Consider the following 17,413-nt stretch of genomic DNA (forward strand, 5'->3'; position numbering starts at 1 on the left):
CGATGACCGACAATCTCGTACGCCACCACGACAGCGGCAACGGCCGCCGCTACCCCTCAGTGCAGTGCCCCCCGCTGCTGACCCTCGGCGCGACCCGGTTCGCCGAGCCGGTCGCCACGCCGGAGCCGTACCGGCCGGACCAGTTGTCACACACCGAGTCGGCCCGCCTGGTCCAGGCCAAGGCCGACGCGGAGGAGGCGCTGACGGCGTACCACCAGCGGTTGAAGACGGCGGGCGACCGGATGGTCGACGCCTGGCACCGGGCGAAGCTGGGGTTGCACCGGCTGGAGGTGCTGCTCGCCGAGCGGGAACTCGGCGCGGCGGCACGCCAGGAACGACTGGTGGAGTCGGACCACGCCGCCGACGGCGTCGAGGACCGGCGGTACCGTCCGGGCTGGCAGCATCCGGCGTTCGTGTGGACGGTGATCCTGCTCAGCGCCGTCTACGACACGGTCTTCCTCGCCGAGTCGTTCCGCGACGCCCTCGACAGCGGCGGGTCCGTCGAATACTGGGTGGCGTTCCTGCCGGGGGCCGGGATCTTCATGGCGCTCACCCTCGCCGGCTACTGGCTGGGGGTGCCGCTGTTCCGGCACCGGGCCAGGGCCGAACGGCGGCGCTGGCGGGGACAGCTGGGCTGGCGCATCCTGCTCCGCCGGGTCTTCGTGATGTGGCGCCCGGAGGACGAGGAGCGGCAGCCGGGCGAGCTGCCCTGGCCGAGCTGGGTGCTGCCGGTGGGCTTCGCCACGCTGGTGGTCGGGGTGCTGGCGTTGTGGGCGAAGCTGCGTGGCAGCCACCTGGACCCGCACCAATCCGACCTCAAGTGGCCGCTGGTCGGTCTGCTGGTGCTGCTCAGCGTGTCGGCCATCGCGTTCAAGGCCGGCGCGCACAACCCCGCCGCCGACCGGGCGAAGCGGGTGGGCCTGCGCCGACGGGCCGTCACGCGACGCTACGACCGGCTCAAGGCCAGATCGGAGAAGCAGCTGGCCGAGCACGAGAAGGCCTGGCAGGAGCTGCACCTGGCGGTGGAGGACGCGGTGACCGGCGTCTGGCGGCACGTGACCGACGCCTGGACCGAGATCGCCGAAGGGCGGGCCCGGCACGGACTCACCGGTATGGTCGCCCCCGGCTTCGTCACCTCCGCGGACACCGACGCGTCGACCCGCGCCCTGTTCGCGGGGCTGGCCGGCCCGTCGCTGCGGCTGGAGACGCTGCGGGTGACGCAGGACCTGCTCGACCGGCACCGGCCCGAAATGCTCAGCGCGGAGCAGACGGCCCTGACCGAGCAGCTCAACGCGCAGCTCGACGCCGCCACCGTCGATCCCTGGCCGGACCCGACTGATGGGGGTCCGGCCACCGGTCAGCACTGACGGTGACTCCCGGTGCCGGCGGGGGGTGCGCCCCGCCGGCACCGGGGCGGGTACAGGTCCGTCAGGTCGTGGGCGGCGGGCCGACCCGGCCGCACCGCCCACCGCCCCCGGCCCCCGCACGCCGCGCTCCTGGTGCGGGATCCGGATCACTGCCGGGAGCGGTCCCGCCGGCCGGCCACCGCACCGGATCAGCTGTGTTGCGCCTGCTGGAACAGGGGCCGGGTGATCGGCGTGCTGAACTGCGGCCCCACCAGGTAACGCTTCCCCGGGATGTAGCCGTGGGAGTTGTCGCCGACGACGGTGCCGAGCCCGGTGTGCCGGTCGAAGTTCGCGAAGCGTGGGCCACCGCTGGAGCCGCCGCCCATCACGCACGCGGTGCCCCACTGGCCGGGCGGCTCCGGCCACTCCTCGGTGGACTGTTGCTCGACCGCCGGGCCGGCGCAGTAGGCGAGGCGTTCACCGGTGTACTCGGGCAACCCCTCGCGGGCCTCGTCGGAGCTGGCCCGGGGGTAGCCGAACTGGTGCACCACCCGCGCGCCGGGCACGTCGTAGCCGATCCGCTGGGCGGTGCCGACCGCGTCCTGCACCCGGCGTCCGTCGCTGTTCGGGTGGAGCACCACGAACGCCTGGTCGTACGAGTCGTAGAGGCTCTCGATCTGGTCGTTGAGCAGCCACGTCGGGGAGACCACCGACAGCCGGGCGACGAACCTGCCGTACGGTGCCCGGCCGTCCCGGTAGCCGGGGACGAACAGCACGTTGGCCGACCACTGGTTGTCCTCACCGAGGAGGTCGGTGTTGTTGACGCAGTGCGCGGCGGTCACCACGGTGCTGCGGTTGGCGCTGTCCAGCACGGTCGCCGTGCAGCTGGTGTCCTCGCCGTGGTCGGTGAAGAAGAGCCTGCCCACGGTGCGTGACAAGGCGTCCGCCCGCTTCCAGGGTGCGCCGTCGGGCTTCGCCACGGGCGGCACCTGCGCCGACGGGGTCTTCAGATCCGCGATCCGCTGCGGCGTCCAGTACGCCAGCACCGCCTGCCGCTCGGCTGCGGTGACGGCCACGGCGTGGGTGGCGACGGGGCCGGGCGTGGCGGTGGCGGGCTGCTGAGCGAGCCCGGTCAGAGTCGTCGTCACGAGCGCGGTGACCGCTCCCGCGACGCCGACGCGACGACGCAGACCGGGGGTTGGCTTCAATGTCATGACGGGGAACGTAGGACCGGAATGTCAGGAAGACGTTTGCGGAAAAATCCCTCCCGCTCCACGGTCTGACGCCGGAATCCGGTGCGGCAGGTTGATGCGGTCGGCGGGCACACCGGCGGCGAGCAGCCGCAGCCGCGAACCCGCCAGCATCGGAGGCGGTCCGCAGACGTAGACGACCTGGTCGGGGCGCAGGTGGTCGAGGGCGATCGTGAGCGCGTCACCCCGCCCGGCCGACTCCGCGTGCGGGTCGTGGGAGAACGCGGGCACGATGGTCAGCCAGTCGTGGGCGCACTGGAGCTTGTCGAGGGCGATGGCGTCGTACAGCTCGACGAAGGTGCGTGCGCCGACGACCAGCGTGACCCGGCGGCCGTCGGGGGCGGCGGCGACCTGCTCGACCAGGGCGCGCAGCGGGGCCAGCCCGGTGCCACCGGCCACCAGCAGCAGGTCGCCGCCGCGCAGGTGCAGGCCGGTGTCGCGGGGCGGGCCGAGGTGCAGCAGCTCGCCGGGGCGTACCTCGTGGACGAGGCTGCCCGAGACGGTGCCGGCGGCTACGGCGCGGACGTGCAGCTCGACGGTGCCGTCGGGGCGGGGTGCGTTGGCCGGGCAGTACCACCGCCAGCGACCGGGGTGCCGTGGGGTCTCGACGGGAACCGCCTGGCCGGGGCGGTGCGGCAACCGCACCCAGGGGCGCAGGGTCAGGATGGCGATGCCGGGGCACGGCCGGTCGTGACCGATCACCCTCGCCGGCACGCCGTCACCGGCCCCCAACTCGGCGGCGCTCACCGGGTCACCGCCCGACGCACCTGGGCGATCCGCCCGTCGGGCAGGTCGGCCGCCCAGCACACCCCCACCAGGTAGTCGCCGATGCGCCGATGCTGCTCCTCGGACAGGCCGAGCCCACCCCAGGCGTCCGCCGGTTCCCCGGCGAGCGCGGCGGTCACGCTCGCCGTCAGGTGCGCGGCCAGCCGGACCCGATCCACCCCGATGAGGTACGGCGACAGCTCCGCATCCGCCGTCACCAACCGCAACCAGCGGTGGACGATCTCCTCCGGGGTCATGCCTGCGCACCGCCCTCGGGCGTGACCTGCGCACGATCGGACAGCAGGCACGGGTACGGGGTGTGCGCTCCTTCCTCCTGATCGGTGGCAGGGACGGGGAGGGCTGTTGCGGCGGTGTTCATGGTGTCTGCGGCCCCTGTACGTCGGCGGGAGGGTGACGGGCGCCGGGGCGGGCGGGGACGAGGTCGCGTCGTACGGGTCGACACGCCCCGGAGCCCAGCACCCACCCCGGGCCATGCATCAAACCCTGGTCGAAGATCCCCAGCCGGCTATGCCTGGATACTCGCGCCGGTCATGCGCCATGGGTATACGCAGGGGGGCGGGATCGGTACGCCGACCAGCGACGGGCGGCGGCGAGGAGCGGACGGTGGTGGGGGCGAGGGGCGGTGCGTTGCTTGCGATGCCAGAGCCGAACGAGCGCCTCGGCGAATGCGGTGACCGCGTCGTCGGGGGCTGCCGCGAAGGCGGGGATCTGCGCTGCCCACGTCTCGGCGTCGACTGGATCATGTCCCGCGCGGACGAGCCGCAGCACGAGAAAGGCGGCGTCGATCCAGGCAGCGCCCCTGGCGGGACTGGACCAGTCGACCAGGTGTAGGCGGTCACCCAGCAGGAAGTTCCGTGGCGTCATGTCGGTGTGCAGGAGGGTGTCACCGTCGACCAGTTCGGGGACGATCAGGTCGCGCCACCGGTAGGTGAAGCGCTGGATCGACACCGGAGGGGCAGGCGTCAACGTATGCGCCAGCCCGGCCAGCAGATCGACGAGCGGTGCGAGGTCTGGAGAGCCTGGAGCCAAATCGGGATGCCGGCCGGGGACGTGGTCAAAGCCGAGCAGCAGCCAGCCGGACTGCTCGACGGTCCAGCGCAGGCGTGGCGCGGCGGGCGGGAGCCACCTGTTGACCCTGGCCTCGTTGCGGTGGAGCCAATCGGTCGGTCCGTCGACCTGGCAGCCCTTGCAGAAGAACATGCCGGCAGCGGTGTCCAGGGTGACGGCCAGGTCGCAGTTTGCGCCAGCCGGCACCGTCACCGCCGACCGGATCGGGCCGACGTGGCGGGACACCTCATCGCGAACCCTGTCGGGCAGCTCTTCCCAAGGCTGACGGCGTGGCATGTGGGCCTCCGACGGTGAGGCGGTCCCGGAAGCCTATGCCTCCGGGCCGCCTCACCGTCGCGTCACCGCGTGGGACTGTCGGTGCAGCCCGCGTGGCACTGCGTGCACTCGGTCGCCACACCGGCCCACAGCGGATGGTCGAGCGTGAAGCCGGCGGCGACGATCGCAGAGACGGTGCGGGAGATCGGCGCACCGATCGGCTCCGGCGACGACGGGGGCGGGTCGTCGGAGGTGGGCTCCGGCTCATGGTGGATGAACCGGCCTGCGGTCCGCTGGCAGAAGTCGGCATAGTCGCGGGTGTGCAGGATGAACGTGTGCCATCCGATGTCCACCATCTCGGAGGGACCGATCGGCGCCGTGGTGACAGCGCAGGCCCCGAGGAAGGCCAGCGCCTGATCCACGATCCTGGGTGGGAGGTCCGGGGACATCTCGGGATGGTCCTGGGCGATGCGACGGGCCAGCCGGGTGAACAGCTCGTCAGAGACGAGTTCCCTTCCGGCGCGGGTCGTGCTGGACAACAGCATGGCGCTCCTTCCGTTGGTGTCCAGCCCAGGCTGGCCCGGTCCACGCCGCCCCCGGATGACAGTGCGAGCATCATCGATATACGCGCTGCGTATGCCACCCGACCACGCAGCGGGTTCAATGGGTAGGCTCGACTTCGGATACAGCCGCCCGCGATTGGCGAGGTTGCCGTGACACACACCAACTGCCCCAGGTGCGGCGGAAGGCTGGCCCGCGACAACGACAGCGGCCGGTGCACACCCTGCCAGGCCGCCGAGCGCGACCGGATGGGTGCCCCTCCGGCGGTGCCGGCGTCCTTCTGGAATCACGAGCCGGTACGGCAGGCGCTCGCATCGCGTCACCTGGGCCGGGTCATCCGGGCATACCGGTTCCATCCGTACCACGGGCGGACGGCACTGTCGCAGACCGTGGTGGCCGGCTGGCTGGGCATCACGCAGGCCCAGCTGAGTCGGGTGGAGAACGGACCGCCGGTGGTACACCTGGATCGGCTGGCCCACTGGGCGAAGATCCTCGGGATACCGAACGCCCTGCTGTGGTTCAGCCTGCCCGACGTAGGGCTCGACCCGTCCCGGCAAGCAGCCAGCTGGCCGGGCCTACCAGAGCCGGATCGCCACAACCATGGAAACCTCGTGGGGCCGCCCGCGACGCCAGCATCGTCCGAGGCATCGACGAAGGAGGTGGTCACGACGGACCGCCGGCAGTTCCACACGCTGGCAGCTTTGGCGGGACTTGGTTCCATGGGCGAGTGGGGCTTCCTCGCCACGCCCGCGGACGAGTCTCCGGCCATCGGCCTCGAACACGTCCGCCTGGCCACTTCGTTGGTGAAGGAGTTCCGGCAGGCCGACGCGGTGGCCGGCGCCAATCAGCTATGCGACATCGCCATCCACGTTCATGGTCGCCTCTCATCCTGGGCCGCGAAGGCACGCTACAGCCGAGACGTCGCTGAAGCCCTCCAAGCATCGCTCGCCGACCTTGCCGCCCAGACGGCCTGGCTGGCGATCGACGCCGGCCGCAGGGCAGCTGCGCGTCCGTATCTCAACGATGCCATCACCAGGGCACGCCTCGCCGACGATTCCCAGGTCGAGGTACGTGCGCTCGCGCAACTAGCACTTCTCAACGGGGATTCCCAACCAACCGAGTCGCTGCATTGCGCGGATGCCGCCCTGCGGATATCCGCCGGCTGGGCCACCCCACGTCTACGGACACTCCTGCACCTCCGCCGGGCATGCGCATTCGCCGCGCTTCAGGACCGCAGCGCGTTCGAGCGCGAGATGCGCAAGGCACGCCAAGAGTTGGAACGGGGCCCGCACGAGAGCGACCCGGAGTTCATCCACTTCGTCAACTTCCAAGAGGTGCAGGGTCTGGAAGCACTGTCGTTCCTCGCACTCGACCAGCCGAGACGAGCAGCCGAGGCGCTCCGCGACGCCATCACCACCGCGTCCCCCGCACATCGGCGCAACCAGGTCTACTACCGCGTAAGGCTGGCCGAGGCGACCCACCGGGAAGGTGACGTCAACGAGGCCGCACTGATGGCGCTGGACCTCCTTCCTGAGGTGAAACAGATGAACTCCCGGCGCGTGACTCGGCACCTGGCCGACATCCGGTCCACGTTGGGTCAGGTAACTCGACCGACTACTCCTGTCCGGAACTTCATCGAAGCCTTCGACGGCGAGGCCGTCTGATGACCGAGCAGCTGACCCTCCGCCGTTACGACGCGGCCGAGTCCGAAGGAATCACCGAGCGACTGATCGACCTCTACCTTGAGGCTCATGCGGGCGACGGCGGTTTCTACAGTGCGGACCGCTACCGTCGCCAGCTTTCGGCGCATCGACAGCGCGCAGGGTGGGTGTTGATCACCGCGACGCTGGCCGAAGAGTTGATCGGCTACGTGTACGGGTTCCCGCTCGCACCCGACACCCGATGGTGGGACGGCATTGAGGAGCCCGTACCGGCCGGCTTCACCGACGAGGACGGGCAACGCACCTTTGCCATCTGCGAACTGCTGGTGCGGGCCGCTTGGCGGCGGCAAGGCGTCGCGCGAACGTTGCACGACAACCTTCTCGGTAGTCGGCATGAGGAGCGGATGACGCTCCTCGCCCGGCCAGACAACGGCCCAGCCCAGGCCGCCTACCGATCCTGGGGGTGGCAGACCGTCACCCGGCTTCGGCCCGGCTGGCCCGACGCGCCACTGTTCGACATTCTCACCTACGACTCACGCAAGGTGTGCTCGCCTGAGTGGCCACCGGTCGCTCAGGGCAACCCACGCCCGTGACCGGCGGGTTGCCCGGAGCCGACCGGCTCGGGACACAGCAGCCGAATCTGGGTGGAAGCATGGAGTCGTTTCACAGCGATTCTCGGGACGACAGCGACCCATCCAGGCAGGGCCTTCGCCCTACCTGGTGGCCGCTGGCCACGGGGAGCGACATCGTGACCAGCGGCGAGCCAGGCCCTGACACCCTGCGGCAGCCGTGACACGGCTGCCGTACGGCCGGGTCAGATTCGTCAGAGTAGTTGCTTGAGCAGACCCGAGAACTCCTTCAACTCGTCGATCTGTTGGTCACTGAGCGCTTTTTCGTCAAAGTGAGCAATCTGGTTACGTATGACTCTCACCCTGTCCAGTTGAGCCACGAACTGGGATCTGTCTACGCCGCCCCAACCCAGCAGTTTCCAGTTCTCGACTGCATTAAGGCGTTGCTTCCCGTTCCCCTGCTCACAGTCCAGAAGCTTGACATACTCACCAAACATCAACTTGGAGAAGTCACCCGAGTGACTTTCCCCCTTCAGCTTCTTGACCGAATCGCCAGCAAGCTTGGGCCCCAGGCACTTCCGGAGACGGAACTCGATCTCACCGACCAGGAAGAACGGCAATGCAATGTTGTGGAACCGCTTGGCGATGTCAGAGCCGGTTATTATCCCCACGAAGACGCCGCTGTTTTCCCGCACCAGCAAATATCCGTGACGCCGAATCTCGGGCAAGCGGGTGAAGAGTTCCTGGTGAACCTCCGCCACGGGGATCCCATCACGGACCATGGACTTCGCGAGCGTGGGACTAGTCTCCCCGATCTCGTACCGCGCAGTGATGGAGTCCCAGGTCACGACACCCTTGAGATCGGCAAGCCCGTCGATCACCGGCAGCTGCGAATAGTTCTTCACGCGCATTGTATACACAGCGGAACGCAGCGACGACTTGGATGTGACCGAGTCGATTCCCGCACGAGCCGAAGGCACGTCGCCGATCCGAAGTGGCTGCTGGGGCAGCGTGCCTGTCTGCACCTCCTCTTCCGCTTCCTCCTCGACGAACGGCACCGCCGCCTGAGGAACGATCAGCATGTCGGTCTTGAGTCCGCAGGTAGTGAAGGAGGGGTGAGTATCGAGGCCGACCTCATGCAACGCTTCCTGGATCAGGGGAACGGTCTGATAATTGCGGACACGCTCACCGAACATTTCCAGAAGGGCAGGAACCCGTATGGTCTTCCCCTTGAGATCGAGCAGTTCCTGACGGCTTGGAAGAGACAGACTCACCGGTCCACCTCGATACGGAAGACCGTTTGCTTACCCATGGCCTCATTGACCAACTCAACCAGTCTAGCCGACCGGTCGTCATAGAACTTGTCAAAGTCGTCCTCACGCAGCAAATCTGGATTGATCACGTGAGTGGCGACCACGTCATCGAACCATTCGGGCCGCGTGCCGGTTTCCCTGGCAAGCACCTGCAAGTAGGCCGATGGCGAGCCCGTCAGACTCTTGCTCGCCCGGTAGGACAAAGGGGTCTTGTTCACGATCGAATTGCCCCGCCAGTCACCGGGAGCATGCCGGGCCAGCCACTGCTTCGGGAAAACGTGACGAATATCGACAGCATGCTGCAGGATCGACCCCGGGGTGAAAGGAGATTCGCTGTGGTACCAGTCGACGGCACCCTGCTTGACGAGCAGCGCAAAAATGCCCTTGTAGGCGGCGCTGTTACGGGTGGTCAGGGTATCCAAACGGTCGGCCAGGAAGGCCGCTTCCGCGATGGTGTCGGGCACGCTCAGCAACTGACCCTTCGCTGCGGCAACGAGTTGCTCGACATCACGGGTGAAGCGACTCTCAGTCGCACCACCATACATTTCACCCAGTACCCCACACCAGTACCAGCGGGTGAGCAGTTCCCGGGTGCCCACCTCATCGGCCTGGTCATCGAGAATCGCTCGCACCGCCGCCAAGGGCACGAGTTGGGTTCGGTAGGGAAGGTCGGCCTGCCGCACGATGAACTGCTCGTTGAGGAACCCCCCGACCCAGCCGAAGGCACTCGCCACCCTGGGCGCAAGCCGAATGAAATCATCCAGCGGCAGGTTCAGGAGGTCGCGCCGTTTACATGAAACGGCCATGTTCGGCCTGGTCCTCTTGCGTTCCCACGTGTTGACTAGGGTGACGGCTTGCAGAAAATCGCTGGTGCTCAAGCCATCGTCGACCCCCTGCTCCAGGCGCCCCAAGACCGGGTATGCGGTGGCCAGGGTCCGCTTGATGTCCTGCCACACGTCCGGCAACCGGTAGTAGTCGCCGTGGTTCTGCTCGTATTGACTGTCGCCTGCATAGGTGGCGGTCAGCAGTTCGAACACGTTTAACGGAACGCCGCCGGTGTTGACCCGCTCGAACACCGAACAGACGGCATCCTTGGTGGTCGAGGCAGCAAGCTTGATCATGGGAATCTGGAACGACCTGATGTTGTGGAGAATCCGCTGGTCGAACTTGGCCCACAATTCCCAGTTCGCGTCGTCCAGCATGACGAATTCCCGCTGCCATTCGGTAACCTTGTTGCTGTTAAAAACATCGCTCAGTGGAAAATGTCTCGCCCCGCATTCCTTCGATCGACTACTGAGATCGAGGTTAATCGTACGAGCGAAGTTCGAACGGAGGACACGGTCCTTCGGTACGGAAACGATGGCCTCGTCCCGGTCGGTGGATGAACCCACAGCCCGTTCGATGTCCACGTAATACCAACGCTCAAGCTCCTTGTTGCGATCATCGACGGTCCGCACCGGTTGGTCAAGGTGCAGGGCCTGGAACAGGGAGGTGAGCCGTTGCTGACCGTCCAGTAGCAGAAGGTCAGGCACAACCGCCCGGCCAGCCTCAGCACCAGTCAGGGTACGAGGACGAAAGGGCTTCTTACCACCCGTCTCGAGCGTCATCACAACGCCGAGCGGATAGTCAAGGGTGACCGTGGCGATCAGCTCCCGGATGCGCTGGTCATCCCACTTCCACTCGCGTTGGAAGTCTGGCAGCTGCAGCACCCCCGACTTGATATCTTTCAAGAGTTCGTGAAGCTTCGGACTGTCGAGCGCCATCGAGCGATCTCCCTGGGAACCTATCGTGAGAGCGAACCGGTCAGATTATCGACCGTCACTCTGATGGTCAAGGTCAGCTCAACGGAGAATCCCCTGGGGAATCGACTGCGGCACACGGCCGACACTCGGGGCACCGCGCAGTCGGCGAAAGTCGGCAGAGCTGACACACGCTAACCTCCACCCTCATGGACGACGACGGGCTTGCGATGGGGATCTACGAACACCTGGTCACCCACCATGTCGCCGCCATTCTCCAGCCCCTGGATCCGGCCAACGTCCAGCACCAGCCCCTGGACCCCGCCGACTCCCATCACCCCCTCACCCGGCACCTCGCCGCCCTGGTCAGCCGGGCCCTGCAAGCCGTCCCCAACGGCGAGGACAAGCTCCGCCACCAGGTCGAGTTGACCAACCGGATCGCCGAGGCCATCGCCACCCTCAGCCCCGCCGCGACCGACCAGCACGACCAGATCGCCGACGCCAAGAACCTCCTGCACGCCATCGCCGCCCCACCCACGCCCCCGGCGCAGCCGACCTTCCCGCAGCGCCCCACCACCCCGCTTTCTACCGGCGCGCTGCTGGTCAACGGCAGGCACCAGCCCCGCATCGGCCACGAGGTCACTCACGAGATGGCGTCGGCGGAGCGGGTCGATCTGCTCTGCGCGTTCATCAAGTGGCACGGCCTGCGGATCGTCGAACCCGCCATCCGTGAGCTGATCCAGCGCGGCGGCAAGCTACGCGTCATCACCACCACCTACCTGGGCGCGACCGACCAACGCGCCCTCGACCGGCTCGCCGAACTTGGGGCCGACATCAAGGTCTCCTACGAGACCAGGACCACCCGACTACACGCCAAGGCGTGGCTGTTCCGCCGCCACCACGGGCTGACCACCGCGTACGTCGGGTCGAGCAACCTGTCGAAGGCCGCGCTGGTCGACGGGGTGGAGTGGAACGTCCGGATCTCGAACGTCGAGCAGCCGCACGTCATCGACACGTTCACCGCCACCTTCGAGGACTACTGGAACGACCCGGCGTTCGAGACCTACGACGCCGGGCGGGACGCCGAACGGCTGCGCCGCGCGCTGCGCGGGGAACGGCGCGAGGACTCGCCGACGCAGATCGCCAACCTGGACGTGCGGCCGTACCCGTACCAGGCGGAGATCCTGGCCGACCTGGACGCGGAGCGGCAGGTGCACGGCCGGCACCGCAACCTGGTGGTGATGGCGACCGGCACCGGCAAGACGGTCGTCGCCGCCCTGGACTACCGGCGGCTGCACCGCGCCGGGCAGGTCGACTCGCTGCTGTTCGTCGCCCACCAGGAGCAGATCCTGCGGCAGAGCCTGTCGACGTTCCGGCAGGTCATGGGCGACGGCAGCTTCGGCGAAACCCTGGTGGGCGGGCAGGTGCCGACGCACTGGACGCACGTCTTCGCCTCCATCCAGTCGCTGCAAAGGCGGGAGATCGACCCGCAGGCGTACGACATGGTGATCGTCGACGAGTTCCACCACGCGGAAGCGCCGACGTACGCCCGGCTGTTGGAGCGGCTCGCGCCGCGCGTACTGCTGGGGCTCACCGCGACGCCCGACCGGGCTGACGGTGGCGATGTGCGGCGGTGGTTCGACGGCCGCGCGGCCGTGGAGCTGCACCTGTGGGAGGCGTTGGAGCGGCAACTGCTCGCGCCGTTCCAATACTTCGGGGTGCACGACGACACGGACCTGTCGCACCTGCGGTGGCGGCGCGGCCAGGGATACGACCTGGCGGACCTCGACGGGGTCTACACCGGTGACGACGCGCGGGCGCGGATCATCCTCGGGGCCGTGCGGGACACCGTGGACACCGCCCGGATGCGGGCGCTCGGGTTCTGCGTGGGCATCGGGCACGCCGAGTTCATGGCCGACTGGTTCACCCGGCACGGCGTACCGTCGGCGGCGGTGACCTCGCGGTTGGACCGCACGGACCGCGACGGTCTGCTGCGGGAGTTCCGGGCCGGCAAGCTGCGGGTGCTGTTCACCGTCGACCTGTTCAACGAGGGTGTCGACCTGCCGATGGTCGACACGATCCTGATGCTGCGGCCCACCGAAAGCGCCACCATCTTCCTCCAGCAGTTGGGCCGTGGGCTGCGCCTCGACGACGACAAGCCGTGCCTGACGGTGCTCGACTTCATCGGCGGGCAGCACGCCAACTTCCGGTTCGACCTGCGCTGGCGGGCGCTGACCGGGGTCAGCCGGCGGGCCGTCAAAGCCGCCGTCGAGCAGGACTTCCCGTCGCTACCCAGCGGCTGTCACGTGCAGCTCGACCGGGTCGCCAAGGAGATCGTGCTCGACAACCTGCGCACCGCGTTGCCCACGTCAAAGAGGGGCCTGGTGGCCGAGCTGCGGCAACTCGGCGACGTGAGCCTCGCCGAGTTCCTGCGGGAGACCGGCCTGGAGGTGGAGGACGTCTACCGGTCGGCCGCTGTCGGCGGGTGGACCGGGCTGCGGCGGCTCGCCGGCCTGGACACCTCGGCCCCCGGCCCGGCCGACCGCGAGTTGGGCCGGGCCATCGGCCGGATGCTGCACCTCGACGACGTCGACCGGCTCGACCTGCTGGCCCGGGTCGCCGCCGGTGACCCGCCGCCGGCCGGGCGGCTGTGGAACATGGTGCACTTCGACCTGTGGGGGCCGCAGGCGCCGCTGGCCGCCCGGGAGGAACGCCTCGAACAGCTGTGGGCGGAACCGGCCCGCTGCGCCGAACTGCGCCAGGTCGCCGAGGTGCTGCGGGAGCGCATCCACCGGGTCACCGCACCCGTCGGCGTACTGCGGGTGCACGCCCGCTACAGCCGCAACGAGGCGTGCGCGGCGTTCGGCATGACCAACCCCGGGTCGCTGCGGGAAGGGGTGAAATGGTTGGAAGCCGAGCGGGCGGACCTGTTCTTCGTCACCCTGGTCAAGTCGGAGCAGCACTACTCCCCCACCACCATGTACGCCGACCGGGCCATCACCGAACGGCTGTTCCAGTGGGAGTCGCAGAGCACCACCTCGGAGTCGTCCCCTACCGGGCAGCGGTACATCCACCACGCGGCGCTGGGCTCGACGGTGCACCTGTTCGTGCGGGAGACCCGGGTGCCGGACCGGGACCTCGGCGCACCGGCCTACCTGTACGCCGGGCCGATGACCTACCAGCAGCACAGCGGCGAACGGCCGATGCGGATCGTCTGGGAGCTGGCGACCCCGCTGCCTGGTGACCTGTACGCGGCGGCCCGCACCATCGCCGCCTGAGCGGGCGAAGTCGAGCCGTTCACAAGCCCTCACGAAAGTGGACCACCGTCTTCCGGTCAGGCTCCGGCGAGCCGGGCGGTGGCATAACGAGCGCGGTGAAACAATCCCGGGATCGACTACGAACAATCAGGCGGGGGCCCCGTGAGCTTTGACTTCCTCATGACGGACCATCCCTCCTGGCACGCGGAAGGCGCTGGCAGGGTACGCGTACTGACCTGTGGCCCCGGGTCGTTCTGGATCGTCCGGGTCCAGGGTCGTCAGGTCACCACGACCCGGGTACGCGGCGACCAGGTCCCGCCCCCTTTGGACGTCTTCTCGGCCCCGAGGGCCCCGCGCCCTCAGTCGGAGCCCATCCACGCACCCCTGGCCGAGATGGGATCAGTAGCACGTCTACGCAACCCCGACCTGTGGGAGGCAGTTGCGACAGCGATCATCCGGCAGGTGATCCGTGCAGGGCAGGCCCGCAAGTTGCACCGGGAATTCTGTCGCCGATTCGGAGACGTGATCGCACTATCCGGTGAGACGGACCTTCATACTTTCCCCTCCGCCCAGCGTGTGATAACTCTGAGCGATGACGACTTCACCATCAGTGGTATGTCGTTCAAGCGCAAGCCACTCCGGCACGCTGCCACGGCATTCCTCACCCATGGTCGGTCCTGGATGGACCTCTCACCATCGGTACTGGCCAAGGAACTCCAGACCGTCTCCGGTATCGGTCCGTGGAGTGCCGGTGCCGCTGTCGCCGACTGGAGCAACGACTGGGCCCTCTACCCTTACGCCGACCTGGCGGTCCGCACCTGGGCCCGACATGCGAACCCCCACCACCACTGGGCCAACGACGAACCGACCTTCGGCCGGCAGTGGCGGCGGGTGACCGGTGACAACCTGGCCACCTACACCCTCCTCACCCTCGCCTACGGCACCCAGCAGGCCGGAGCTGTCTGACCCTCCCATCCTCGGCGTCACGCCCGGCACACCGATCGACCTTCTGCTGGTCAATGCTCCGCTCCGCGATTACTCCCTCCGCCCCCGGGTCAACGACTTCACCCTGCCGGTATTGGGCATGGGCTATCTCGCCACCTACGCCACTGCCCAGGGCTTCACCGTGGGCGTCCTCGACGGTGAAGCCCTGGGTCTCGGTATCGCCCAGATCCAGAACATCATCAACGAGGCCGCACCCCGCTGGGTGGGCTTCAATCTGCTGGCACCGACCTACCAGTTGAGCGCCCGTATCGCCGCAGGACTCGACCCGGCGATCCAGCTCATGGTCGGCGGGCACCAGGCGAAGGCGATGCCACAAGCCGTGATCGAGGACCCTCGGTTCGCCCGGCTGGAAGCACTGGTCATCGGCGAGGGCGAAACCCGGGTAGCGGCACTCCTCGAAGATCACCGCAACCGGGTGCGGCTGCCCGGGGTGATGTGGCGGGATCCGGTGCTGCGAAGCCCGGTCACGGGCGGCATGCCGGGCACGGCATGGCACCTGGCTCCCGACATCGACGCCCTGCCGTTCGTCGACCGTCGATTCTTCGCCGCTGACCCGTACCGGTCGACCGATGGACCGCTTGAGGCGGCCATGGTGGGCGCACGCGGCTGCCCTTACGACTGTTCATTCTGCGGGGCGGCAGTCAGCGCCAACCCAGACGTCACCATCCGCACCCGCGATCCGGCGAACATCATTGCCGAGATGGATGCTCTGAACGTCCGCTACGGCGTGACGGCGTTCCGATTCGTGGACGATCTCTTCCTGGGCCACGAACGCTTCATCCGCCGATGCATGACGGCGTTCACCGAGGCCGGAATCGGCGACCGGTACGTCTGGGACGCCACCGGTCGCATCAACATCCTCGCCCGCACCAGCGACGCCCTTTTGGAGACGCTCGCCAGCAATGGCTGCCGTGAAGTGGCACTGGGCATCGAATCCGGCAGCGAACGTCTGCTCGGCTACATCGGCAAGCGGATCGGGCCGGCACTGACGCGGAGGGTCGTACACCGACTCACTCGCCTGGGCATCAGCGTCAAGGGCTACTTCATCCTCGGCCTGCCCACCGAGACGCATGCCGAGTTGGAAGCGACCGTCCGGCACGTCCACGAGCTGTGGGACCTCACCGAGCACCTGCCGGGCAGCTTTCGGGCGAGCGTCTTCGAGTTCCGGCCCTATCCAGGCACCCCCGAGTGGCAGCGGCTGATGGCGACCGGCCGGTACGACCCGGCCGACCTGCTCGACTACACCGCTGTCGACCTGACCGGCGACGGACTGGACGAGGCGATGCGTGCTCGCGACGAATTCAACTTCTCGGTGAACCTTCAATTCGGGGAGGTCGCGTTGCCCCAGGTACGACGTCGGCTGATCGATCTAGCGCGTGCCCAACATGAGCGGTCGTCCACCCGATGACCGGTCGGTTCATCGTGATCGACGGCCCGAGCGGCGTGGGCAAGACGACCACCGTCGCGTTGCTCGCCAGCCTGGTGGCCGCGGACGGGTGGGAAGTTCACCGCACCAAGGAACCGAGCCACACCACGCTGGGCGAGACAGCCCGACACGGCACGGACGAGTACCGAGGGCTGACGCTAGCCTGTCTGGTGGCCGCCGACCGCTACCACCACCTCGACACCGAGATCCGTCCGGCGATTACCGCCGGGAAGGTCGTCATCTGCGACCGGTATCTCGCCACCTCGTTGGTGCTGCAACGCCTCGACGGAGTGGACGGGGCGTACATCTGGGCCCTCAATCAGCACATCGATCGGCCGCATCTCACCATCATCCTCACCGGCGATCCGGTCCGTTCCCGCGCCAGAGCCGCCGCACGCGGCATTCACAGCCGCTTCCATCGCGGCGGTCCGGAGGCGGGGTACCACGAGCGGGAACGCTACGACCAGGTGGCGGAGGAACTGGCAGAGGCCGGGTTTCCGGTGCACCTGCACGACGTCGGCGAACAGCAACCCGAGGAGGTGGCAGCAGCACTGCTGTCACCGGTCCGAGCACTGCTCACTGTGGCTGGTACTCAGCCACCGACCGGTAACGCGGCGCGCATCAGCGAGTCGTAGGTCTCGGTGCTACGTACCAGCTCCACACCGAGCGTGTGGGCGAACCGGTCCAGCTCCCGCTGGACCTCGACCGCCGACCGGGCACCGTCCACCAGGACCTCGATCTCGAAGAACGAGCCGAGCCCGTCGACCTCATCGAGGCAGAGCAACATGTCCTCGATCCGGGCCGTTCGCCTGGTCTTCACGATGCGCGTCGTCGGATAGAAACCCATCGCCAGGATCGCCGCGTGCATCGCCTCCCGTTCCACGACTTCCGTCTCGTGTTCCGCGCAGGCGAGTTCGTTCTCCAGGGGCTTCTTCACGCAGAAGGTGTGCCGGCCGTTCTCGGTACGCAGGCGAGCGAACGCCGCACCCACCTTGCTCTGCCCGTAGGTCCAGCCGTTGACCGCGTACGCCTGGTCATCCTGCCGGGCTGGCTCGGAAAAGACGGCGCCCCGAGCAGTCAGGGCACGAGTCAGCGCCGGCGGATCGGTCACCCGGTACTTGACCTCGATCTCCCGCAGCAGGGTCGACATGGCCTCTCCAGAAATCCGGTTGATCAC

Annotated in this window: 15 protein-coding genes; 7 read left to right on the forward strand and 8 right to left on the reverse strand. The window is 68.0% G+C overall.

What is annotated here, in order from left to right; genetic code table 11:
- Window positions 1–2: 2 nt before the first annotated feature.
- Complete coding sequence (locus JQN83_RS25110; RefSeq protein ID WP_208569623.1) at window positions 3–1,367, forward strand: hypothetical protein; 1,365 nt, start codon at window positions 3–5, stop codon at window positions 1,365–1,367.
- A 188-nt stretch (window positions 1,368–1,555) separates the two neighbouring features.
- On the opposite strand, the gene JQN83_RS25115 is transcribed toward JQN83_RS25110, so the two are convergent.
- The 5 genes from JQN83_RS25115 to JQN83_RS25130 form a co-directional block, all read right to left on the reverse strand.
- Entirely contained in the window at window positions 1,556–2,560 is a 1,005-nt protein-coding gene (locus tag JQN83_RS25115; RefSeq protein ID WP_208569624.1) for a trypsin-like serine peptidase, read from the reverse strand.
- A 24-nt stretch (window positions 2,561–2,584) separates the two neighbouring features.
- Window positions 2,585–3,343: an FAD-binding oxidoreductase gene (locus tag JQN83_RS33365; protein WP_307799685.1), complete on the reverse strand. Its 759-nt coding sequence runs from the start codon at window positions 3,341–3,343 to the stop codon at window positions 2,585–2,587.
- Window positions 3,340–3,618, reverse strand: coding sequence for a globin family protein (locus JQN83_RS33370; RefSeq protein ID WP_244253159.1), 279 nt, complete (start codon window positions 3,616–3,618; stop codon window positions 3,340–3,342). The genes JQN83_RS33365 and JQN83_RS33370 overlap by 4 nt, the downstream gene beginning before the upstream one ends.
- Window positions 3,619–3,910: 292 nt before the next feature.
- Window positions 3,911–4,726, reverse strand: a complete 816-nt coding sequence (locus JQN83_RS25125; protein ID WP_208569625.1) for a protein kinase family protein — start codon at window positions 4,724–4,726, stop codon at window positions 3,911–3,913.
- A gap of 62 nt (window positions 4,727–4,788) precedes the next feature.
- Window positions 4,789–5,250, reverse strand: coding sequence for a glycine-rich domain-containing protein (locus tag JQN83_RS25130; protein WP_208569626.1), 462 nt, complete (start codon window positions 5,248–5,250; stop codon window positions 4,789–4,791).
- 168 nt (window positions 5,251–5,418) lie between these two features.
- Here JQN83_RS25130 and JQN83_RS33375 point away from each other — a divergent pair, with 168 nt between their 5' ends.
- On the forward strand, window positions 5,419–6,930 hold the full coding sequence (locus tag JQN83_RS33375) for a helix-turn-helix domain-containing protein (RefSeq protein WP_307799686.1): 1,512 nt from the start codon (window positions 5,419–5,421) through the stop codon (window positions 6,928–6,930).
- Window positions 6,930–7,520 (forward strand): GNAT family N-acetyltransferase, encoded by a 591-nt coding sequence (locus JQN83_RS25140; RefSeq protein ID WP_208569627.1) that lies wholly within the window; start codon window positions 6,930–6,932, stop codon window positions 7,518–7,520. Before JQN83_RS33375 ends, JQN83_RS25140 begins: the two co-directional genes overlap by 1 nt.
- A gap of 230 nt (window positions 7,521–7,750) precedes the next feature.
- On the opposite strand, the gene JQN83_RS25145 is transcribed toward JQN83_RS25140, so the two are convergent.
- Both JQN83_RS25145 and JQN83_RS25150 read right to left on the reverse strand, forming a co-directional pair.
- Entirely contained in the window at window positions 7,751–8,770 is a 1,020-nt protein-coding gene (locus JQN83_RS25145; protein WP_208569628.1) for a CBS domain-containing protein, read from the reverse strand.
- Window positions 8,767–10,572: a GmrSD restriction endonuclease domain-containing protein gene (locus JQN83_RS25150; protein ID WP_208569629.1), complete on the reverse strand. Its 1,806-nt coding sequence runs from the start codon at window positions 10,570–10,572 to the stop codon at window positions 8,767–8,769. Before JQN83_RS25150 ends, JQN83_RS25145 begins: the two co-directional genes overlap by 4 nt.
- Window positions 10,573–10,757: 185 nt before the next feature.
- On the opposite strand from JQN83_RS25150, the gene JQN83_RS25155 reads away from it, so the two are divergent.
- From JQN83_RS25155 to tmk, 4 genes are all read left to right on the forward strand, one after another.
- On the forward strand, window positions 10,758–13,826 hold the full coding sequence (locus tag JQN83_RS25155; protein ID WP_208569630.1) for a DEAD/DEAH box helicase: 3,069 nt from the start codon (window positions 10,758–10,760) through the stop codon (window positions 13,824–13,826).
- A 660-nt stretch (window positions 13,827–14,486) separates the two neighbouring features.
- On the forward strand, window positions 14,487–14,771 hold the full coding sequence (locus JQN83_RS33380; RefSeq protein ID WP_244253160.1) for a hypothetical protein: 285 nt from the start codon (window positions 14,487–14,489) through the stop codon (window positions 14,769–14,771).
- Entirely contained in the window at window positions 14,704–16,218 is a 1,515-nt protein-coding gene (locus tag JQN83_RS25165) for a B12-binding domain-containing radical SAM protein (protein ID WP_372444125.1), read from the forward strand. Before JQN83_RS33380 ends, JQN83_RS25165 begins: the two co-directional genes overlap by 68 nt.
- On the forward strand, window positions 16,215–16,871 hold the full coding sequence (gene tmk / locus JQN83_RS25170) for a dTMP kinase (RefSeq protein ID WP_208569633.1): 657 nt from the start codon (window positions 16,215–16,217) through the stop codon (window positions 16,869–16,871). The genes JQN83_RS25165 and tmk overlap by 4 nt, the downstream gene beginning before the upstream one ends.
- Here tmk and JQN83_RS25175 read toward each other — a convergent pair.
- Window positions 16,829–17,386 (reverse strand): class IV adenylate cyclase, encoded by a 558-nt coding sequence (locus JQN83_RS25175; RefSeq protein WP_244253161.1) that lies wholly within the window; start codon window positions 17,384–17,386, stop codon window positions 16,829–16,831. The genes tmk and JQN83_RS25175 overlap by 43 nt on opposite strands.
- Between the last annotated feature and the right edge of the window lie 27 nt (window positions 17,387–17,413).

The organism is Micromonospora antibiotica (assembly GCF_017599305.1).
Classification (GTDB): Bacteria; Actinomycetota; Actinomycetes; order Mycobacteriales; family Micromonosporaceae; genus Micromonospora; species Micromonospora antibiotica.